Origin of the sequence: Sedimentitalea xiamensis (assembly GCF_030164465.1) — a bacterium.
GTDB classification, from domain to species: Bacteria; Pseudomonadota; Alphaproteobacteria; order Rhodobacterales; family Rhodobacteraceae; genus Sedimentitalea; species Sedimentitalea xiamensis.
Map to the genome: position 1 here is coordinate 37,820 of NZ_JASNJE010000001.1, position 21,559 is coordinate 59,378.

The window sequence follows — 21,559 nt, forward strand, 5'->3', positions numbered from 1 at the left end:
GCCCTGTGAAAGGAAAGTCATGTCCGACGCTGCCGATCTGGTCGCCGAAATCGAGGCGCTGGAGGTCAAACTGGCCGAAGCCAAGAGTTCGATCACACGCCGTTTCATCGGGCAGGAACGGGTGGTGGACCTGACCCTAACCGCGCTTCTCTGCGGCGGGCACGGTCTCCTGATCGGCCTGCCGGGGCTGGGCAAGACACGGCTGATCGAAACCCTGTCCACGGTGATGGGGCTGCATGGCAACCGCATCCAGTTCACCCCGGACCTGATGCCGGCCGACATCCTTGGCTCGGAGGTGCTGGACACGGCAGCGGATGGGAGCCGCACGTTCCGGTTCATTCCGGGGCCGATTTTCTGCCAGCTTCTGATGGCGGACGAGATCAACCGCGCCAGTCCGCGCACGCAATCGGCGCTTTTGCAGGCGATGCAGGAACGCACCGTGACCGTCGCGGGCGAAGACCGCCCGCTGGACGCGCCGTTCCACGTGCTCGCCACGCAGAACCCGATCGAACAGGAAGGCACCTATCCCCTGCCCGAAGCGCAACTGGACCGGTTCCTCGTGCAGATCGACGTGAATTACCCCGACCGCGCCACCGAACGCGACATCCTGATCGCCACCACGGGCGTCCAGGAAGATCAGGCGACACAGGTGTTCACGCGCGAGTCGCTGCTTGCGGCACAGACCCTGCTGCGGCGGATGCCGGTGGGCGAATCGGTGGTCGAGATGATTCTCGATCTTGTGCGCGCATTCCGGCCCGATGAACCCGAAGCCTCCGACCGGGTCCGGGAGACCGTCGCCTGGGGACCCGGACCGCGGGCCGCGCAGGCGCTGATGCTCACGGTGCGGGCACGGGCCTTGCTGGAGGGCCGACTGGCGCCCAATGCCGATGACGTGATAGATATGGCGCGCCCGGTGCTGAGTCACCGGATGGCGCTGAATTTCGCCGCCAGGGCGCGCGGCGACAGCCTTGCGGACCTGATCGAAACCACCGCCGCGGGCCTGACCCGAAGTCAGGCCGCCGCGTGAACCAACCCAACGCCCTTCGCGAACGTTCCGAAAACGAAGCCAGCCGGTTGCCGCCGCTGCTGGCGCGGGCGGAGCACCTGGCGGGAACGGTTCTCCTGGGAGATCACGGACGGCGCCGCGCGGGGCTTGGCGACGATTTCTGGCAATACCGCCCTGCGCAGTCGGGGGACAGCCGGCGCATGATCGACCACCGGCGTTCGGCCCGCGGCGACCAGCAGTTCGTGCGCGAACGCGAATGGCAGATCGCGCAGTCGGTCATGTTCTGGGTCGATCAGGGCGCTTCGATGCGCTTTGCTTCGCATGACAACCTCCCGACCAAGGCCGACCGGGCGCGGCTGCTGGTGCTGGCCACCGCGATCGTGCTGGTGCGCGGGGGCGAACGTGTCGGGCTGACCGGAACGGCACTGCCGCCCCGGCGCGGAAACCCGCAGATCCTGCGGCTGGCCGAAGCGTTTTCGAAAGATGCACCGCAGGACTACGCCGCCCCGGAACACCGGGCGATGATCCCGCACGCGCGGGCGGTGTTCATTTCCGATTTCCTGGGAGACATGGCCGAGGTCGAACTCGCCTTGACCAAGGCCGCCGACCGCGGTGTGCGCGGCGTGGTCTTGCAGGTGCTCGACCCCAGCGAGGAACTGTTTCCGTTCCGGGGCCGCACCATTTTCGAAAGCGTCGGCGGCACACTACGCCACGAAACGCTCAAGGCGGGCGACCTGCGGGACCGCTATCTGGATCGGCTGGCCGAACGCAAGGAACGGCTGGCGCAGCTCTGCCGCACGACCGGCTGGCATCTGGGGCTGCATCACACCGGCGACAGCGCGCAGTCGGCGCTGCTGTGGCTTTATCGCGCACTGGATCGGGGCACCGCATGACCATTCTGGCGGGCATCGGCTTCACGTCGCCCTGGCTCTTGCTGGGCCTGCTGGCGCTGCCGATCCTGTGGCTGATCCTGCGCGCGATTCCGCCCGCGCCGATCCGGCGCCGGTTTCCCGGCGTCGCGTTGTTGCTGGGCCTGACGGACGACGAAAGCGTCACCGATCGCACGCCCTTGTGGCTCCTGCTGTTGCGAATGCTGGCGGTGGCCGCCGTGATCGCGGGACTGGCCGGTCCGGTGCTGAACCCGCAGCAGGACCGCGGCGGCAGCGGTCCGCTTCTCATCCTGCTGGACGCAAGCTGGGCCGGGGCGACACGATGGCCCGAAAAGATCGACCTGATCGACGCACAGCTGACCGATGCGGGGCGCACCGGGCGCCCGGTGTCGATCCTGCGGCTGACCGCCCCGGAAGAGCCGGCGTTCCAGTCGGCGGATATCTGGGCCAGCCGCCTCGCCGGCCTTGCGCCGGCGCCCTGGCAGCCGGACTCCCGCCAGATCGACGCGACGCTGGCCGCGATCTCGACCGTCGATGGCGGCTTTGAGACGCTGTGGCTGAGCGACGGCCTGGCCCACGACGGGCGCGAGACCCTGCTGGCGGCGCTGGAGGACCGGGGCGCGGTGCGCGTGTTCGAGACCGGCCGCGAGGTCCTGGGACTCGCCCCGGCACGGTTCGAGGACGGCGCGGTGCAACTGACCCTGCGCCGCTCGCTCGGCGGGCCGGAACGGGAAGTGACCGTTCTGGCGCAGGGTCTGGACCCGGCGGGCACCGCGCGGATTCTGGCCACTGCAACCGCCGGGTTCGCCGAAGGCGGGACAGAAGCCCAGGCGGCCCTGTCGCTGCCGTCCGAATTGCGCGCCCGCATCACCCGGTTCGAGATACAGGGACAGCGGTCCGCCGGGGCGCTGACCCTGACCGACGACAGCCTGCGGCGGCGCGAGGTCGCGCTGATCGCCGGGCGGGAAGACCGCGAAGGACTCGAACTGCTGTCACCGCTCCACTATCTCAACCAGGCGCTGGCGCCGACGGCGGATCTGCTGGATGGCGCACTGCTCGACATCCTGCCCGCCAATCCGGATGCCATCGTCCTGGCCGACGTGGCCACCCTGTCCACCGCCGAGGAAGAAGCCCTGACCGACTGGATCGACGGCGGCGGGATGCTCCTGCGCTTCGCCGGGCCACGGCTGGCGGCCAGCGACATCAGCCGCGCGGACGAACACCCGCTGATGCCGGTGCGGCTGCGCGCGGGCGGGCGCAGCGTCGGCGGCGCGATGAGCTGGGGCGAGCCCAAGGCGCTGGCGCCCTTCGCCGAAGGTTCGCCGTTCTTCGGCCTGGCGGTGCCCGAGGATGTCACCGTTTCGGCGCAGGTCATGGCACAACCGGATCCGACGCTGGCGGATCGGGTGATCGCTGCGCTCAGCGATGGCACGCCTCTTGTCACGCGCAAGCCGCTGGGACAGGGCCAGGTGATTCTGTTCCACGTCACTGCGAATGCCGAATGGTCGAGCCTGCCGCTGTCCGGTCTCTTCGTCGAGATGCTGGAGCGTCTCGCCGTCTCGTCGTCGTCCAGAACGCCGCAGGCGGAGGATCTTGAAGGCACGACCTGGAGACCCCTTCAGGTGATGGACGGGTTCGGCAAGCTTTCGGATGCCGGCACCCTGCCCGGCGTTGACGGTGCCGAACTGGTTTCGGCCCCTGTCGGACCGGATCTCAGGCCGGGGCTCTATGCCAGCGAGGACCGGCGTCTGGCCCGCAATGTCCTCGCCGACGACAGCATGCTGACCGCGGCGGTCTGGCCCGACCGTATCCCGGTCGAAGGCCTGTCGGTGCGGAAGGAACTGCCGCTGGGCGGCGGCCTTCTGGGACTCGCCGTCGTGCTTCTGGCGCTGGATGCGATTGCTTCGCTGGCCCTGTCCGGACGGCTGGTCGCGACGCGGGCGACCGCAGCCATTCTGCTGACCGCCTTGTGGCTGGCGCAGCCGCAGCCGCTGCACGCCCAAGACGAATCCCGGACCCAGGAGCAGGCCGAAGCCGATGCCTTTGCCCTGGCCGCGACGGCGGAACTGGTTCTGGCGCATGTTCTGACCGGGGACGAGGATCTGGACCAGATCGCGCAGGCCGGGCTGCGCGGCCTGTCGGACACGCTGTTCTACCGCACCTCGGTGGAACCCGCCGCGCCGGTCGGGATCGACCTGGAACGGGATGAACTGGCGTTTTTCCCGATGCTCTACTGGCCGATCACGCCGAACCAGCCGACCCCGTCGGCGGAAGCCTATGGCAAGCTGAACGCCTATCTCCGGTCCGGAGGGTTGATCCTCTTCGACACAAGGGACGCCGATATCGCCCGTCTCGGCGGCACCAGCCCCAACGGCCGCAAGCTTCAGCAACTGGCGGCGCCGCTGGACATTCCGCCGCTGGAGCCGCTCCCGGCGGACCATGTCCTGACCCGCACCTTCTACCTGTTGCAGGACTTTCCCGGCCGCCACACCGCGCGCGAAATCTGGGTCGAAGCCGCGCCGCCCGATGCCCAGCAGATCGAAGGGATGCCGTTCCGCAACCTGAACGACGGCGTGACGCCGGTGGTGATCGGCGGCAACGATTGGGCCGGGGCATGGGCCGTGGACGGCAATGGCCGTCCGCTGCTGCCTGTCGGACGCGGCTTTGCCGGGGAACGGCAGCGCGAACTTGCCTATCGGTTCGGCATCAACCTTGTGATGCATGTGCTGACCGGGAACTACAAATCCGACCAGGTGCATGTTCCCGCCCTGCTGGACAGGCTCGGCCAATGACCGGAACCGTGATCTTCGATCCGCTGATCCCCTGGCCGCTGATCGGCGGGCTCGCAGCCGTCGCCGCGGCGGGCGTCGGCCTGGCGCTGTGGCGCGGTCTGTCGGGATGGGCGCTGCGCGGCCTTGCGGCGCTGGTGCTGCTGGGCGCGCTGAGCGGACCCGCCTACCAGGTCGAGAACCGATCGCCGCTCAGCGATATCGTGGTCCTGCTGGAAGACCGAAGCGCCAGCCAGTCCCTATCGGATCGTCCGGGGCAGATGGCGCAGGCGGCGGAAGCCCTGGCCGCCGAGATCGGCGCGCGCCCGAACACCGAATTGCGGCGCGTCACCGTGCCCGATGGCGCGGGCGACGCCGGCACGGAACTGATGACCGCGCTGGCCGCCGCGCTGGCCGAGGAACCCCGCGCCCGCATCGCCGGGATCATCGCGCTCAGCGACGGGCAGGTGCATGACATGGCCCGCGCCCAGGATCTGCCCGCACCCATGCATCTGCTGATGACCGGACGCGAAACCGACTGGGACCGCCGCCTGATCGTGCGCAATGCGCCGGCCTTCGCGATCATCGGCGAGCCCGTCACCCTGACCCTGCGCATCGAGGACAGTGGCGCGGCCCCTGAAACCGGCCCGCGCGCACCGCTGGAAATATCCGTCGACGGAGGCGAGCCGCAGAGTTTCGACGTGCCGATCGGACAGGACATCGAACTGCCGGTGTCGCTGCCCCATGGCGGACGCAACGTGATCCAGTTCACGGTTCCGATGGCGGCCGGCGAAATCACCGACCGCAACAACACCGCGCTAATCCAGATGAATGGCGTGCGCGACCGTCTGCGGGTTCTGCTGGTGTCAGGCGAACCGCATCCCGGCGGGCGCACCTGGCGCAACCTGCTGAAGTCGGACAGCTCGGTGGACCTCGTGCATTTCACCATCCTGCGCCCGCCTGAAAAGCAGGACGGGGTTCCGGTCGGCGAACTGTCCCTGATCGCCTTTCCGACGCGCGAACTGTTCCTGGAGAAGATCGAGGATTTCGATCTCATCATCTTCGACCGCTACAAGCGGCGGGGCATCCTGCCGGCGATCTATCTCGACAACGTGGCCAATTATGTTGACAACGGCGGCGCGGTGCTGGTGGCGGCCGGGCCCGATTTCGCGGGGGCCGACAGCATCTACCGTTCGCCGCTGGCGCGAATTCTGCCAGCCGAACCCAGCGCGCGGGTGATCGACCGGAAATACCGGCCGATCGTGACGGACCTTGGCCAGCGCCACCCGGTGACGGCGGATTTCCCGCGGGCCGAAACATGGGGATCGTGGCTGCGTCAGATCGACGTGGAAGCCCAGTCCGGGTCCGTCGTGATGACCGGCTATGACGAACGCCCGCTGCTGATCCTTGACCGGGTCGGGGAAGGCCGGGTCGCGCTGCTGGCCTCGGACCATGCCTGGCTCTGGAACCGGGGCTACGAGGGCGGCGGACCACAGCTTGAACTGCTGCGGCGCCTCGCCCACTGGACGATGAAGGAACCGGAACTGGAAGAAGAAGCGCTCTGGGCCGAAGCGACCGGGCAGACGATGCGGATCATCCGCCGCTCCCTGAGCGACGACATGGGGCCTGTCACCGTGACCCGGCCCGACGGGTCCAGCCTGGATCTCGAACTGACCGAAGTCTCGCCAGGCCGGTTCGAAGCGCTCTATGACGGGCCGGAGATCGGGCTTTACCGGCTGACCGAAGGCACTCACCAGGCCGTGATCGGCCTCGGCCCCGCGGCGCCGCGCGAGTTCGAGCAGACCATCGCTTCGCCTGACGTACTGGAGCCGGTCCTGACGGCGACACGCGGTGGCGCACTGCGGCTGGAAGACGGGCTGCCGGACATCCGCGACGTGCGCGAAGGCCGCCCGGCCGCCGGGCGCGGCTGGATCGGCCTGACCCCGCGCGACGCTTACGAGACCCTTGATGTCCGGCAATCGCCCCTGCTTCCGGCCTGGCTGGTGCTGCTGATGGCCACCGCGCTGATCGTTGGCGGCTGGCTGCGCGAGGGCCGCCGCTAGGTCCGGAAACGCTGCCTGCGACCCGTCAGTCCAGACGCACGGTGACACGATCCGACAGACCGTTGCGATCCACGATGACGAAGGTCGAAAAACCGGGGCCGGGGCTGGGCACCTGAATTTCCGCGTCGCGCACCTGCCGCGCCACGGGAACGCCGTTTGCCATCACCAGGAACGGGGCCTGTCCGCCCGCCAGCTTCAGTGGAACGGATCCCTCCAAGGCCGGCAGAACCGCACCTTCAGGCGGAAAAACCAATCGTGGCGCCTGCCCCGGACCGGCCGTCCGGGCGTCCTGCGGGCGGAACCTTTTCAGCGGTTCCGGCAGGTCCGCCGCGGCGACGATCAGGGTTGCGGGCGGCGGCGGGGGCAGAGGATCGAAGGCCGTTTTCAACCGGCCGAAGGCTTCGAACAGGACCGGCGCGGCAAGATCGCCGCCAAAAGCGCCCGGCACCGGCGTGCCGTCCGCACGTCCCATCCAGACACCGATCACATGCCGCCCGTCGAACCCGACGGCCCAGGCATCCCTGTGGCCGTAGGATGTTCCGGTCTTGTAGGCAAGCACCCGGTCGGGTGCGCCCGGCGGCGGCGCAAGGCCCGAGAGGATATCCCCCACCTGCCAGCTGGCCACGTCCGACATCAGCCGCTCCCCCGTCCGCGGCGCATCAGAAAGCGACGATCTCAGCAACATGCCCTGCCCGCCCCGCGCCAGCGCCCCGTAGCCTTGAACAAGGTCGTGCAGGCTGATCCCGACTCCGCCGAGGGCGATGGCCAGACCCGGCGCGCCGCCCGGCAGCTGCACTTCGGCGCCGGACCGTTCCAGAGCCGCCATCACCCGCGCCGGTCCAAGCGCCTGCGCCAGCTTTACGACCGGAATGTTCAGAGACAGCTGCAATGCCGCGCGGATACGGACATCGCCGCGGAACTGGCCGTCGAAGTTCCGCGGCGCATAGGTGCCGAAACTGACCGGCCCGTCATGGATCAGGGTTTCCGGGTGCACCAGCCCCCGATCGAAAGCAAGGCCGTAGATCAACGGTTTCAGGGTCGATCCGGGCGAACGGATCGCGCGGGTCATATCGACGAAGCCCTGGCGTCCGTCGCCGGCGTCATAGGCGGGCGAGCCGACCGATGCGACGATCTCTCCGGTCCGATGATCCACCGCGACCAGCGCTGCCGACAGGTTCCGTCCGGCCTGCCGCGCCGCCGCGCCGACCAGCCGCTCCATGGCGGCCTGGACACGGGCGTCCAGCGTCAGGTCATGGCGGCGGGCTTCGGGACGATCCGCCACCACCCGGTCGGCCAGATGCGGCGCGAGGCGGGGAAACGGCTGCATCCGCGTCGGCAGGGCCACGGTGCTCGCGGAGGCGGCTTCGGAACCTGCCAGCACCCCCTGCGCCCGCAGACGGCTCAGAACCCTGTCGCGCACGACCCGCGCCTGTTCCGGATGGCGGTCCGGCCTGCGGGTTTCCGGCGATTGCGGCAGCGCGACCAGCAGCGCGGATTCCGCCGGAGTCAGGCGGCGGGGCTCCTTCCCGAACCAGGCCAGGGCCGCGGCGCGGATGCCTTCGAGATTGCCGCCATAGGGTGCATGGGTCAGGTAGATCGTCAGGATCTCCTGCTTGTCCAGGTGCCGTTCCAATGCCAGCGCAAGGCGGATCTGGCGCAGCTTTCCAGCCCATTTGCCGGTGCTGCCATCTTCCAGCAACCGCGCCACCTGCATGGTGAGGGTGGACCCGCCGGACACCGCCCGCCCGTTGCCGACCGCCTGCCCGGCCGCGCGCAGCATCGCCAGCGGGTCGATGCCCGCATGGCTCCAGAACCGTTTGTCCTCGTAGCGCACCAGCATCCGGACGAACTCCGGATCGACGTCCGGCAGGCGCGGGCGCAACCGCCAGATGCCGTTCCCGACCATGAAGACCCGCAGCATGCCGCCATTGCGGTCCCGCACTTCGACCGAGGTCTCCGCCAGCGTCGGCGGCAGAACCGTCGCATCGATCCAGCGGTCCACGCCGTCCCGCGCCATGGCCCCCAGAAACAGGGACACGGCGAGGAACAGGATGGGCATTCGCCTCATCGGGTGACGACCAGCCGCCCGCTGTCCGTGCGCGCGCGGAACGCGGGGCGGTACATGTCCTCGACCGACGCCGCCGGGTGATGGAATCCGCCCGGTGTCACCGCGCGCGCCACATAGGCAAGCGTCACCGGCGCGCCCGCCCGCATGTCGACGGCGGCCAGGAAACGGTCGGAGCGGAATTCGACATGTTCCGCCTCGGACGGTTTCAGCCAGTCCAGCGCCCTTATGTCGCCGCTGCGCAACAGGCTCGGATTGTCGATCTCGACACCCGCGGGCAGCGGATCGTTCACCATCAGCCGGGCACCGGAGCGTTCAAAGGCCGTCACCTGCAACACGGTCACGAACCGGTCTCCGACGGCCAGGTCAGGCCGTTCGATCCGGGTTCCGTCCATCGTGTAAAGGCTGCGCGTGATGGCATAGCCCGTGCCGCCGGCCGCTGGCGGCGTTTCCGGCACACCGGTCGTGGTCAGGGTCACGTCGACGGCGCGACCCTCGGCGGCGGTAAGCCTCACCTCGCGCATGGCGTCATCGTCGTCGATCACTTCGACGAACGGTCCCTGCGCCGGAACGCCGTCGACAAGCAACCCGGCGGCTTCGGGGTTCTTGATCAGCGCCTGTGCGGCCAGGAGGCTCCAGGCCGATTCCTGGGTCGAGAACGGTGCGTCGGCCCGCGTTATCCGGGCGGCGAGCCCTTCCGCGTTCACGGCGGCGCTGCCAGCCTCTGTCGCCAGCGCCAGGACGCCGGCGGCATCGCGCAACGCAGTGCCGTAATCCGCCCGCCATTCCAACGGGTCGGGCGTGGCGGTGTCGGCCATCCGCGCGGCGCGGGCGAACATGGCGTCGGCGCGGGTCTGATCGCCATAGGCGGCCAGCGCCGCGCCCACTTGCGCTGCGGCCAGCGGGGTCGCGAAATCCGCGCCCTTGACATCCGCGTAATAGCGCAGATCGCCGATATCCGCCGTGCCGTCGCGGGCCAGCACCATCAGTGCATATGCGATGTCCTCGCCGCCGTTCTCGAAGTCGGGGGCATAGTTGATCCGGTTGCGAAGGTTGTCCATCGCCAGACGGAAGGCACGGTCCGGCACCGGATACCCCTGCGTCCGCGCGCGGCTCAGGACATCGGAAACATAGGCGTCGAGCCAGAAATCCCCGGTGTCTGCCCGCCACAGGCCGAAGGCCCCGTTGCCCGCCTGGCGCGTCAGGATGCGGGTGATCGCCGCCTCGACCTGCGCCCGGATCGCCGCGCCGTCGCCGAGTCCCGCGGATTGCGCCACGGAGGACAGGTAGAGCAGCGGCAGCACCTGCGACGCCACCTGTTCGGTGCAGCCATACGGGTAGCGGTTCAGAGACGACAGCAACCCCGGCACATCGAATGCCGCGAGCGGCCCCGCAGACAGGATTGCCCGGCCGGTGCCCGCGCGGAAGTCCGAGAATATGTCCGACGTGACCGCAAGCTCCTGCCCCGCGTCCAGCGTCAGCCGGCGGGTGCGGGCCACAACGGGATCGTTGGCGCGCACCGGCAGTGTCAGGGACTGGCGCAGATCCTGCCCGTCCGGCGTGGTCAGGACCATGTCGATCCGGGCATCGCCAGCGGTGAGCGCAGCAAGCGGAACCTCGAACGTGGCCTTGCCCTCCGGCGCCAGATCGAACGCACCGGGGGCCGGACCCGGTTTCAGCGAGGACCCTGCGGCGGTCAGTTCCAGCATCATCTGTCCCGCCGGTCCGTCGGCATGCGCCACGTCCAGACGGATCCGGCTTTCATCTCCCGGCGCGAGAAAGTTCGGCAGGCTGGCCGTGACGACCACCGGGTCGCGCACATGCATGTCTGCCGCGTCCTGGCCGACGGCCGTTCGCGACCAGGCCACGGCCATCAGCCGCACCGTCCCGTCGAAAGCGGGAAGATCGATGTTCACCGTTGCCGTCCCGTCCGGTCCGACCTGAACCGGACCGCTGAACGCGGCCATCAGGTCCTGGGTCGGCGGCGGAGACTGCATCCGCATGCCGGCGCCGTTGTCGCCTCCGGACCGGACCGTGCCCAGCGCGCCGTTCATGCCGTCGATCAGCCGACCATAGAGGTCGCGCATCTCGACGCCAAGCCGCCGCTGCCCGAAGTAATAGGTTTCCGGATCAGGAGACTTGAATCCGGTCAGATTCAGGATGCCCAGGTCGACCGCCGCCAGCGACAGCCAGACCGTTTCCCCCTGCGCCGCGCCATCAACTGTCACGCGCACGGGCTGTTCCTGCCGGGGCCGGACCACGTCCGGAACGTCGATGGCGACCTGAAGCACCTTGCCCGCCGGTTCGACCATGGCATGAGCCAGACCAAGCGCCCGCGCGGGGTTCTGCCCGGCGGCCACGTCCATCGGCCGGATCACGGTGGCGCTGACATAGGCGCCTGCGCCCCAATCCTCGGTCACGGTCAGCGGAATGATTGTTTCCCCGGCATCGACGGCAATCGTTTCCCTGTGAATGACGCGATCCGACAGGACCGCGATCTCGGCCAAACCGGCGGCGTTCGGAACGATGCGCAGACGGGCGGTGTCACCGGGCCGGTAACTGCCCCGGTCAAGCGACAGTTCCAGCCGGTCTGGCGTCTCCACGGCGTCTCCGGACCCATACCAGCCGGCCTTGAACCCGACAGACGCGGCGGCGTAGTCGCCTTCCGTGCGTTCCACCACCAGTTCATAATCGCCCCACGCGACCGGTTGCGAAATCGTCAGCGGGCCGTCCAGCATGGCGTCGCCGGTGGCGATGCGGGTGCGCCGCGTTGTGGGCTCCCAGTTCCAGTTGCCGTAAAGTTGATACCACTGGTAGCGCGTTTCGACCCGGTTCAGGGTCCAGCGCACCGGCATCGGCATCGGGGTCAGGTCAGGGGCGAGTCCGACCACGTCGAACATGGCGGTGCCGTCTTCGGCGATCACATCGTCGAACAGGGGTTTGATCCCGATGACCGGCGTGCCGGGTTGCACCGGCGCGCTGATCCGGCGTTCCACCGGACGGGCCGAACCATCGGCAAGCCGGGCGGTGACGGTCAGGTCGAGCGGCTGCCCCGAGACGGCGGGAACCGGCAGGTCAAACGCGATCGTCGCCTGCCCCTGCGCATCGGTCCGTCCGCCGCCGATCACCTCGCTGACGGGCTGGGGCCGCGCCGTATGGCGGCCAAAGCGATATCCGGGCCAGGCGGCCACCGTTTCCGCCGGCGCCAGCGTGGTCTGCCCATCTATGATCAGATCCGATCCCGGCGCACCGAACAGATAGCGTGCGTCGATCCTCAGGGTCGGACTGCTGCCGATGCGGATGGGTGCGTCCGGCAAGGCCAGATCGAAGTCGATCCGCTCCGGCAGGAAATCCTCGACCAGCAGCGTCTGGCTGGCCAGCGCGGGCGCGTCCGGATCGCCCAGGATGTCGAGCCGCCAGGTACCGCGCGGGGCGCTGGCCGCGACCGGCAGGGAAAACACATGGCCGCCCATGACTCCGCCATCCGAAACAAGCCGCGTGTATTCCACGCCATCGGGGCGTCTGAGCACGGCGATCAGCGGCAGGCCCTCGATCGCCTCGGCGGTGGGAGTCCGCGACAGAACCGTCGCATGAACCGTTTCCCCCGCCCGATAGGCGCCGCGCTCCGTGGTCAGGAACACATCGACCGGACCGGCGGCGGCCCGACCTTCGACTCCGCGGTCCGACAGGTCGAAGGCCGGATCGGACAGCGACAGGAACGCCGCGTCGGTTTCTCCCTGTTCCGCCAGGATCAGCGCCGGAGCCGCTCCGCCGCCGCCCCGCAGAAGGCCCGGATCGAACCTTGTCCGTCCATCGGCATCGGTCACGCGACGGGCCAGAACCACGTTCGCCCGCGATACCAGCGTCACCTCGACATTGGCGCGCGGCGCGGCATCCGACAGGCTCCGGACCGTGACGTCCAGCCCCCCGGTGCCCGACAGAGTCGCGATGCCCAGATCGGAGAGCACGAACCACTGCGTCGCGCCCGGATCGTCATAGGGGTCCGCACCCGGCACCCGCGCGGTCAGCGCATAGATTCCGGCAGGCTGGTCCGCGATCGCCGCCCCCATCGGCAGGCGGGTGGTCATGTCGCGGTTCAGCGTGTTTGCCACCTCGGCGGTGCCGGACCAGATATCCTCGGCGATCTCGCCGGCAAAGGTTTCGTCCTGCCATTGCGTCAAGGGACGGCCGAAATAGCCGTCCTGCATCGCGCGCAGCAGGTTGCGCTCGCTGATCCGGCGCAGTTGCAGATCCACGGTGCCCAGGTTGACCGTCTCGATCGGCAAGGCTGAATCGGCGGATTTCGGCAGGACGTAGGACCGCCCCGGAAACCGCAGGCCGGGGCTGCGGTCACGCACGTAATGCGTCAGTTCCACGTCCTTTTGCAGCAACTCGCCGTCAGCCGCAGGCAGCCCGGCCCGGAACGTCACGCGGTAGCGTTCGCCGTGACGGACCCCGTCGACGCAGAGTTGCGATCCTTCGGGCTGCACCACCAGCGCCGGGTCCGGCAGGCGCACGAAAGTGTCGTAATCGACGCCGGCAGGCACGAGCGGGCTGGAAAATTCGGCGCAGATGCGCGGTGCGGCGGAGTCGCTTTCCACCGTGCTGTCGACGATGCGGAATCCGAACATGCCGATCACGCGATCGAGGGCCCTGTCGATCTCCGCGCCCGGCAGCAGGCCTTGCGCCAGACGCAGCGCGGGGATCGCGACCGCGCCCTGCCCGGTGCGTTCGAGCGCCTCGGCCAGAGCGCCGAGAGCCGCCGCCCGGTCCGCGACCGTATCCGCGCGCAGGTAGCCGTTGATCGCGGCGCTGCGCGCCCGCTCCGCGAAGTCCCGCTTCGCGGTGCTGTTCTTGGCCTCGATACCGAGCAGCTGGCGGGCATAGTCCACCCAAAGGTCGGCGCGGTCGCTCAGCGATACGGCAAGCCCGGTCCAGGCCATCGCCTGCACCCGATCGCCCGAGTCGCGGCGCGCCTGGGCCGCGGACAGCACCGAATCGAGATCAAGCTCGGCATCGCTGCCGGCAGGGTGACGCAGGCCAAGATCCCGCGCATTGGCCGCCGCCTGCGTCAGATCCGCCCCGGACAGGAAACCGAGGCTTCCCCGCCGATCCGCCGCGCCGGACAGCACCGACGGTTCCGTCAGCATCTTGATCGCGGAAACAGCGCCGTCATAAGGCGTTTTCCGGCTGACCGCGCTTTTGGGGAAACAGGCGTTCGACCGGCGGTTGAAGGTGAAAGCGGCACAAGCCTTCTGAGCGGCGCAGGCCCGCACGCAACTGTCCAGATCGCTGTCAAACAGCGGTTCCAGGTCCGATCCATAGAAATCGACGCCCTGGGTGGCCACGAAGCGGAATTCCGGCACCGCCTCCTGCGCTGTCGCAGGTGCCGCAAGGACCGTCATTGCCGCAATGAAAGCTCGTGCCAAATTCCGCATATCTTTCTCCTGTTTTGCATTCAGGGTGGCACGTCCGGACCCCGGCTTGCAAGGATTCCGCCGAAGGGTTTCGCAGAGTCGCCTTTAAGGTCTTATTCACCGGGTTGTCCGATGCTGGCGACTTGAAATGCCCGTCCGGGCCAGTTGCGGAGCCTGCAAGCATGAGCCTTGCCAACAAACTCGCCGAAGAACGGCGCTCGCGCCTTGCCGCGGAGCGATTGCTGGAACTCAAGCAGGCCGAACTGTCCGCCGCGAATCGCAAACTGGGGCGCCACGCGCTGGCCCTGACCAAACAGATCGACGAAACCCAAGCCGAGGTGGCGACGGTCCGCGACGAGAACGAGAAGGTCAAATCCGACCTCACCGTCGCCAACGCGAAGATCGAAGTCGCGGAACGGCGCCTCTGGCATTCGATCCAGACGATCCAGGACGGATTCGCCTTCTTTGACGGCGACAGCAACCTGATCGGGGCCAATACCGCCTACCTGAACGCCTTTGACGGGCTGGAAGAGGTCGCGCCCGGCGTCAACTACATCCGAATCCTTCAGATCCTGACCGACGAAGGGCTGGTGAATACTGGCCGCCAGACCCCCGACGAATGGCGCGCCATGATGACGGAGCGGTGGTTGCAGCCCAATCCCGAACCTGTGGTCATGCGGATGTGGAACAATGTCTATGTCAAGCTGATCGACCAGCGGGGCCTGGGCGGCGATGTGGTCAGCCTGGCCCTGAACATCACCTCGACCGTCCAGTACGAGGCGCAGCTGAAGAAAGCGAGATCCAAGGCAGAGGCCGCCAGCCGCGCGAAATCCGCATTCCTCGCTAACATGAGTCACGAGATCCGGACCCCGATGAACGGCGTCGTGGGGATGGCGGACCTGCTGAACGACACGCCGCTGGACGAAGAACAACGGCTCTATGTCAACACCATCAAGAGTTCGGGCGAAGCGCTTCTCGTCATCATCAACGATGTGCTGGATTATTCCAAGATCGAAGCGGAAAAGGTGGTGCTGCACCCGGAACCCTTCGATCTGGAACGCTGCGTGCAGGAAATCGTCCTTCTGCTTCAGCCCATCGCGCGCGACAAGGGCTTGCCGCTGATCGTCGACTACGACGTCTTCCTACCGACCCGCTTCGTCGGCGATCCGGGGCGGATCAGGCAGGTGCTGACCAACCTCGTCGGCAATGCGCTGAAATTCACGCTGAAAGGCCACGTGATGATCCGCGTCACTGGTGTGCCCGACGATGGGGAGGGCGCCAGTTCCGTGTATATCTCGATCGAAGATACCGGCATCGGGATTCCGGCGGACAAGATCGATCACATTTTCGGCGAATTCAACCAGGTCGAAGACGAACAGAACCGGCAGTTCGAAGGCACCGGGCTGGGGCTGGCGATCACGAAGCGGCTGGTCGAGATGATGGGCGGCAGCATCTGGGTGGAAAGCGAGTCCGGCAAGGGGTCATGCTTCGGCCTGCAGGTGAACCTGGACCGGGCCGGCGACGAACGCCCCGGACCGCCGAGCCTGCCCGAAGGGCTGCGCCACGCGCTAGTCGTCGACGATCAGCCCGAAAACCGCGCGGTGCTGGAAAAAAAGTTGATCCAGCTTGGCCTGACAGTCACCAGTTGCGGGTCGGGTGCCGAAGCGCTTGACGCCATGTCCGACGACATCGACCTCGTCCTGAGCGACCACAACATGCCGGAAATGGACGGTCTCGAACTGGTCGGCGCGTTGCGCGCGAAAGGATGGTCAGACGTGCCGTTCCTGCTGCTGACGTCGAATGCCGGATTTGCCCAGAACGCTCCGTCGTTTGCCCTTGTGCAGGGTCTCTTGCAGAAACCGTTTCCCCGGCACGAACTGTTGGCGCGGCTGGCCGAGATCGGAACCCGGATCCGGCAAGGCCCGCGCCCCGGACACGTCGATGCGCCGGAGCCGGGACCGGCAGAGGAGGTCGAAACCGGGGCCCCCGAGTCCCTTGCGCCGGTTGCGTTCCGCCACACGTCCCTGCTCCCCATGAACGCGCCCCCGGACGAGGCCGAGATGGCAAAAGGCGCAAGCGCGCCGGAACCTGAAGCGCCGGTCGAACAGACAGAGATTTCAATCGCGGCGAATTCCCCCGCCTCACCCGCGAAACCGCCTCTGGACACCGATGCGGGGCTTGCCGGTGTTGGAAGCGATACACCGGCAGAGCCGCTGCGCCTGATGCGGGTGCTCGCCGCCGAAGACAACAAGACCAACCAGCTTGTGCTGCGCAAGATGCTGAAGGACCTGAACATCGATCTGCGCTTCGCCAACAACGGGTTCGAAACCGTCGCGGCCTTTTCCGATTTCAAACCCGACATGATCTTCATGGATATCTCCATGCCCAAGATGGACGGCAAGGAAGCCACCCGCGAGATCCGCAAGCTGGAAAAATCAACCGGAGGCCATATCCCGATCGTCGCCCTGACCGCACATGCCATGGACGGAGATTCCGAAGGGATTCTTGCAGCGGGGCTGGATCGCTACATGACCAAACCGTTGCGCAAGGCCGCGATCCATGAGCGGGTCGCCGAATATTGCCCGCCTGGCGTTCAGGATGTGCTGCCTCAGACCGAGGATACCCGCAGTTGAGCGCGTCAGGCCGTGTAGGGGCGCAGGAACACCGGGCGGTCCGGTTCCGACAAGTCGGTCGCGTAGGCATAGCCGCCGCTGTCGAAGTCGGTCAGGCCCGACGGATCGGTCAATCGTTTCTGGACAATGAATCGCGCCATCGCCCCGCGCGCCTTCTTGGCGAAGAAGCTGACGATCCTGGGTGTGCCGCCCTTGTCTTCCATGAAGACCGGGGTAATGACCCTCAGTTTCAGCGTCTTGCGGGCCACGGCGCCGAAATACTCCTGGCTGGCGCAATTCACCAGAATGCCGGTGCCGACGGCCTCTGCCTGTTCATTCAGCGCCTTGGACAGATCGTCCCGCCAATAGTCATAGAGCGACCCGCCGCGGCGCGTCTTCAGCCGGCTTCCCATTTCCAGCCGGTAGGGCTGGATCGCGTCGAGCGGGCGCAGCAATCCATAAAGCCCGGACAGGATGCGCAGGTGATCCTGCGCCCAGCCCAGTTCGTCGCGCTCCAGCGATGCCGCTTCCAGCCCCTGGTAGGTGTCCCCGGCAAAGGCCAGCGCCGCAGGACGGGTGGCTTCGGCATCCGGCGCGCCGGAAAAATCGCGGAACCTGTCTCGGTTAAGCCGGGCGAGGTCCGGGCTGATGTCCATCAGCTTCTGAAGATCGCCAAGGGTCAGGTTGCGGGCCGTCCTGGCCAGCCGGATCGCGTCGTCCCGAAATGCGGGTTCGGTCGTCGCCATGTCCCGCTCCGCCCAGTCCAGCCTCTTGGCCGGAGAAATCACCACCAGCATGTCACCCTCGCCTTGATCGTTCCATCGGGTCTATCCCGCGCTGCGCAGAACGTCCAGAAACGCGGCGCCGAAGCGCTCGGCCCGCCGGTCGCCCAGAAGCCGGTTCAGCCCCTGCGCGTCGTCGGGGCGAAGCTGCGCCACCCTGGCCAGTTGCGACGCCGAACAGCTCAGCGGCTTGTCGATACCGTCGCTTCCCCGCGCCAGGTCGGCCTGAACCGCGAGCAGCCGGTCATAGACACCGCCCGCATCGCGCCCCGCCAGCTTGCGGCGCACCGGGTGCAGGTCTTCCGCCGCACCGGTGATGACTTCGAGAAACGTGGCCCCGTAGCGGTCCAGCTTCTTGGCCCCGACGCCACCGATCCTGGCCATGTCATCCAGTGTCGCAGGTCGTGATTCCGCCATTTCGATCAGCGTCTTGTCGGTGAAGATCACATAGGCCGGAACACGCGCCGCCTCGGCCAAGGCGCGGCGCTTGGCTTTCAGCGCGCTCAGCAGCGGCGCGTCTTCGTCGGAGACCAGCGCCCGGACCGCCGGTCCGCGGACCGCCTTGCGGATGGTATCGCGGCGCAACTCGATGCTGGCTTCGCCGCGCAGGATCGGGCGCGCGGCCTCGGTCATGCGGAGCGCCCCGTGCCGGTCCGGGTCCGGGCGTACGAGGTCGCGGCCCATCATCTGCCGGAACACCGCCTGCCACTGGCGCTTGTCGTATTCCGTGCCGACGCCATAGGTCGGCAACCGGTCGTGGCCGCGCGCCCTGATCTTGTCGGTATCGGCCCCCAGCAAGATGTCGATCAGGTGGCCGGATCCGAACCATTCCTCGGTGCGCAGGATCGCCGACAGCGCCTTGCGTACCGCGGTCGTGGCGTCAAACACATCCGGCGGGGTGTCGCAGAGATCGCAATTGCCGCAATCCTCCGCGTCCTCTCCGAAATAACCCAGGAGCGCCTTGCGGCGGCAGCCCAGCGACTCCGCCAGCCCCAGCAGCGCGTTCAGGCGGGCGTGATCCGCCACCCGCCGCTCCGGCGGCGCCAGACCCTCGTCGATCTGGCTGCGGCGCAGGCGGATATCTTCGGGGCCGAACAGGGTCAGGGTTTCGGCCGGGGCGCCATCGCGTCCGGCGCGCCCGATCTCCTGGTAATAGCTTTCGATGCTCTTGGGCAGGTCGGCATGGGCGACCCAGCGCACGTCGGGCTTGTCGATCCCCATGCCAAAGGCCACCGTCGCGACCACGATCAGGCCGTCCTCGCGGCTGAACCGGGTTTCGACGATGCGTCGGTCCTCGGCCTCCATCCCGCCGTGATAGTGGCAGGCGCTGTGACCATCGTCCTGCAACGCCCTGGACAGCGTTTCCGTCTTGGCGCGGGTGCCGCAGTAGACGATGCCGGACTGTCCCCGCCGCGCGCCAGCGAAATCGAGGATCTGGCGGCGCGGGCCGTCCTTGGCCGCAAAGGCCAGATGGATGTTGGGCCGGTCGAACCCGTGCAGAAAGCTGCGCGGCACCATACCGTCGAAAAGCTTCTGGACGATTTCCTCGCGTGTTTCCTGATCCGCGGTGGCGGTGAAGGCGGCCAGCGGCACGTTCAGCGCCTTTCGCAGAGCCCCGATGCGCAGGTAGTCCGGGCGGAAATCGTGCCCCCACTGGCTGACGCAATGGGCTTCGTCCACGGCGATCAGACGGACGCCGACGCGCCGCAGCATCCCAATGGCGGACCCGGCGGCCAGCCGTTCCGGCGCCATGTAGAGCAGTTTCAGTTCGCCCCGCTCCAGGGCGGCCCAGACCGCATCGGTTTCTTCGGGCGTGTTGCCCGATGTCAGCGCGCCGGCGCAGACGCCGGCCTCCTGCAAGGCACGCACCTGGTCGCGCATCAGCGCGATCAGGGGGGAAATCACCACGGTCACGCCGTCGCGCATCAGTGCCGGCAGCTGGAAACACAGCGATTTGCCGCCGCCGGTCGGCATGATCGCCAGGACGTTCTCGCCGGCAGAGACGGCTTCCACGATCTCGGCCTGTCCGGGCCGGAAGGCGTCAAATCCAAAGATGTCGCGCAATAGCGGCGCAGCGTCCAACATGCCTCGGGCCTCGTGTGTTTCTTGTCTGTCTGCTCTTGCGCAGCACAGTCTCACACTCCGATTCCGTGGACAAGGCTGGCGTCAGTAAAACGCCGCCGCGTTGTTGACGAGGATGATCCGCAGCGCGAAAACGCCCAGCAGGACGACCAGAGGCGCCAGGTCCAGCCCCTGCATCGGCGGCAGGATCCGCCGGACCGGACCATAGAGAGGCTCCAGCAGCCGCTGCAACGTGTTCCAGATCTGCGCCACGAAGGGCTGGCGCAGGTTCAGCACCTGGAAACTGATCAGCCAGCTCATGATCACATGGGCGATGATGAAGAACCATACGACATCCAGGATCAGCATCAGGATTTGAAACAGCGATTGCATGGGAAACCTCGTTTGTGACCGCTTTCACCTAAGCGCCCGCGCAACAAAGGGCAAGACGCGCGGCAAAGGTCAGGCTTGATCGTAAGGGCAATCGCCTGTCTTATCCCGAAAACCCGAAGGCGGAGCAGGCATGGCCGATATTTCAACGCGCAAGCGCATCTGGGGCTGGTATTTCTTCGACTGGGCCAGCCAGCCCTATCACACGCTGCTGGTGACGTTCATCTTCGGGCCCTATTTCGCCGGCGTGGCCGCGCAGTATTACCTGTCCCTGGGCCTGAGCGAAGCCGCGGCCGACGCCAGGGCGCAAAGCGTCTGGGCCCTGTGCCTGACGATCACCGGCCTGATCATCGGATTCGGCGCGCCGTTGATGGGCGCGCTCGCGGACAGTTCGGGGCGGCGCGTTCCCTGGGTTTTCGGATTTTCCTGCATGTATGTGCTGGGCTCCGCGGCCCTGTGGTTCACCCTGCCCGATGGGTCGAACATGTGGGCGATGCTGATCGCCTTCGGGTTCGGGTTCATCGGGGCCGAATACGCGCTGATCTTCACCAATTCGCAACTGCCCGGCCTTGGCAGCGACGAGGAAATCGGCAGCATATCCGGATCGGGCTTTGCGTTCGGCTATGCCGGCGGGTTCGTCGCGCTTGCGATCCTTTTGCTGTTCTTCGCCGAACAGGGCAACGGCAAGACGCTGATCGGACTCGATCCGGCCTTTGGACTCGACCCGTCGCTGATGGAAGGGACCCGCGCCGTCGGACCGATCTGCGCGATCTGGTTCGCGGTCTTCATGGTGCCCTATTTCCTTTGGGTGCGCGACGAGCCGATGTCGGGAAAGCGCGCCAGCTTCGGCGGCGCGGTCGCCATGCTGCGCGATCTTGTCAAAAGCCTGTGGAAACGCCTGAGCCTGTCGGCCTATCTCGGGTCCTCGATGTTCTACCGGGACGCGCTGAACGGGCTTTACGGCTTTGGCGGGGTCTATGCGGGGCTGGTCCTGAACTGGGAGATCACCCAGATCGGCATTTTCGGAATAGTCGCGCTGATCTCCTCCGTCATCTTCAGCTGGCTTGGCGGCCGGGTTGACCGCCGGATCGGTCCCAAGCCGGTGATCAAGGGGGCGATCTGGGTTCTGATGGCGGTCTGCATCGTGATCGTTTCAATGTCGCGCACCCAGATCATGGGTATCCCGCTTGCGCCGGGATCGACGCTGCCCGATCTGGTGTTCTTTGGCTGCGGCGTTCTGATCGGCGGCATGGGCGGCGTCGTGCAATCGGCCAGCCGCAGCCTGATGGTGCGCCATTCGGACCCGGCCTCGCCCACGGAATATTTCGGACTCTACGGTCTTTCGGGCCGCGCGACCGCGTTTATCGCGCCGTCGCTGATCGGCGCGGTCACGGCGGCCACCGGCAGCGCCCGGCTGGGAATTTCTCCGGTGATCGGGCTTTTCGCGCTCGGTCTCTTTCTGCTAATCTGGGTGAAACCAGAAGGAGACCGGTCCTGATGAACCC

General features: G+C 67.3%; 11 protein-coding genes. 6 read left to right on the plus strand and 5 right to left on the minus strand.

All coding sequences use genetic code 11. The features are described 5' to 3' along the window. Positions 1 to 19: 19 nt before the first annotated feature. Genes QO034_RS00185 through QO034_RS00200 form a run of 4 tightly spaced genes read left to right on the plus strand, consistent with a single transcriptional unit; the run spans position 20 to position 6,727 of the window. Positions 20 to 1,027, plus strand: coding sequence for an AAA family ATPase (locus QO034_RS00185; protein WP_284483472.1), 1,008 nt, complete (start codon positions 20 to 22; stop codon positions 1,025 to 1,027). Next, positions 1,024 to 1,899: a DUF58 domain-containing protein gene (locus tag QO034_RS00190; RefSeq protein WP_284483473.1), complete on the plus strand. Its 876-nt coding sequence runs from the start codon at positions 1,024 to 1,026 to the stop codon at positions 1,897 to 1,899. Before QO034_RS00185 ends, QO034_RS00190 begins: the two co-directional genes overlap by 4 nt. After that, the gene (locus QO034_RS00195) at positions 1,896 to 4,688 is read left to right on the plus strand and encodes a DUF4159 domain-containing protein (RefSeq protein ID WP_284483474.1); all 2,793 of its coding nucleotides are present in this window, start codon (positions 1,896 to 1,898) and stop codon (positions 4,686 to 4,688) included. Before QO034_RS00190 ends, QO034_RS00195 begins: the two co-directional genes overlap by 4 nt. Then, positions 4,685 to 6,727 carry a hypothetical protein gene (locus QO034_RS00200; protein WP_284483475.1) on the plus strand — a complete coding sequence of 681 codons (2,043 nt, stop codon included), beginning with the start codon at positions 4,685 to 4,687 and terminating at the stop codon, positions 6,725 to 6,727. Before QO034_RS00195 ends, QO034_RS00200 begins: the two co-directional genes overlap by 4 nt. Positions 6,728 to 6,752: 25 nt before the next feature. Here the strand turns inward: QO034_RS00200 and pbpC are convergent, their stop codons facing one another. Together pbpC and QO034_RS00210 are read right to left on the minus strand one after the other, a co-directional pair. Further along, a complete protein-coding gene (gene pbpC / locus QO034_RS00205; RefSeq protein WP_284483476.1) occupies positions 6,753 to 8,786 on the minus strand; it encodes a penicillin-binding protein 1C in 2,034 nt (677 codons plus the stop codon). 5 nt (positions 8,787 to 8,791) lie between these two features. Next, positions 8,792 to 14,230, minus strand: a complete 5,439-nt coding sequence (locus QO034_RS00210; RefSeq protein WP_284483477.1) for an alpha-2-macroglobulin family protein — start codon at positions 14,228 to 14,230, stop codon at positions 8,792 to 8,794. A 161-nt stretch (positions 14,231 to 14,391) separates the two neighbouring features. Between QO034_RS00210 and QO034_RS00215 the strand changes: the two genes are divergently transcribed. Next, positions 14,392 to 16,842 carry a response regulator gene (locus QO034_RS00215; protein WP_284483478.1) on the plus strand — a complete coding sequence of 817 codons (2,451 nt, stop codon included), beginning with the start codon at positions 14,392 to 14,394 and terminating at the stop codon, positions 16,840 to 16,842. Between the two features lie 5 nt (positions 16,843 to 16,847). On the opposite strand, the gene yaaA is transcribed toward QO034_RS00215, so the two are convergent. The 3 genes from yaaA to QO034_RS00230 all read right to left on the minus strand — a co-directional run bounded on the left by yaaA (position 16,848) and on the right by QO034_RS00230 (position 20,057). Then, entirely contained in the window at positions 16,848 to 17,618 is a 771-nt protein-coding gene (gene yaaA, locus QO034_RS00220; protein WP_284483479.1) for a peroxide stress protein YaaA, read from the minus strand. 30 nt (positions 17,619 to 17,648) lie between these two features. Further along, entirely contained in the window at positions 17,649 to 19,688 is a 2,040-nt protein-coding gene (gene recQ, locus QO034_RS00225; RefSeq protein WP_284483480.1) for a DNA helicase RecQ, read from the minus strand. Between the two features lie 81 nt (positions 19,689 to 19,769). Then, positions 19,770 to 20,057 (minus strand): YggT family protein, encoded by a 288-nt coding sequence (locus QO034_RS00230; RefSeq protein ID WP_284483481.1) that lies wholly within the window; start codon positions 20,055 to 20,057, stop codon positions 19,770 to 19,772. Positions 20,058 to 20,187: 130 nt separating this feature from the next. Between QO034_RS00230 and QO034_RS00235 the strand changes: the two genes are divergently transcribed. Beyond that, positions 20,188 to 21,552 carry an MFS transporter gene (locus QO034_RS00235; protein WP_284483482.1) on the plus strand — a complete coding sequence of 455 codons (1,365 nt, stop codon included), beginning with the start codon at positions 20,188 to 20,190 and terminating at the stop codon, positions 21,550 to 21,552. The last annotated feature ends 7 nt before the right edge of the window (positions 21,553 to 21,559 follow it).

Excerpts from the sequence above, each read along its gene's own strand:
- QO034_RS00185 (WP_284483472.1), top strand. The coding sequence starts at position 20 with ATGTCCGACGCTGCCGATCTGGTCGCCGAAATCGAGGCGCTGGAGGTC.
- QO034_RS00195 (WP_284483474.1), top strand. The coding sequence starts at position 1,896 with ATGACCATTCTGGCGGGCATCGGCTTCACGTCGCCCTGGCTCTTGCTG.
- QO034_RS00200 (WP_284483475.1), top strand. The coding sequence starts at position 4,685 with ATGACCGGAACCGTGATCTTCGATCCGCTGATCCCCTGGCCGCTGATC.
- pbpC (WP_284483476.1), bottom strand. The coding sequence starts at position 8,786 with ATGCCCATCCTGTTCCTCGCCGTGTCCCTGTTTCTGGGGGCCATGGCG.
- QO034_RS00210 (WP_284483477.1), bottom strand. The coding sequence starts at position 14,230 with ATGCGGAATTTGGCACGAGCTTTCATTGCGGCAATGACGGTCCTTGCG.
- QO034_RS00215 (WP_284483478.1), top strand. The coding sequence starts at position 14,392 with ATGAGCCTTGCCAACAAACTCGCCGAAGAACGGCGCTCGCGCCTTGCC.
- yaaA (WP_284483479.1), bottom strand. The coding sequence starts at position 17,618 with ATGCTGGTGGTGATTTCTCCGGCCAAGAGGCTGGACTGGGCGGAGCGG.
- recQ (WP_284483480.1), bottom strand. The coding sequence starts at position 19,688 with ATGTTGGACGCTGCGCCGCTATTGCGCGACATCTTTGGATTTGACGCC.
- QO034_RS00230 (WP_284483481.1), bottom strand. The coding sequence starts at position 20,057 with ATGCAATCGCTGTTTCAAATCCTGATGCTGATCCTGGATGTCGTATGG.
- QO034_RS00235 (WP_284483482.1), top strand. The coding sequence starts at position 20,188 with ATGGCCGATATTTCAACGCGCAAGCGCATCTGGGGCTGGTATTTCTTC.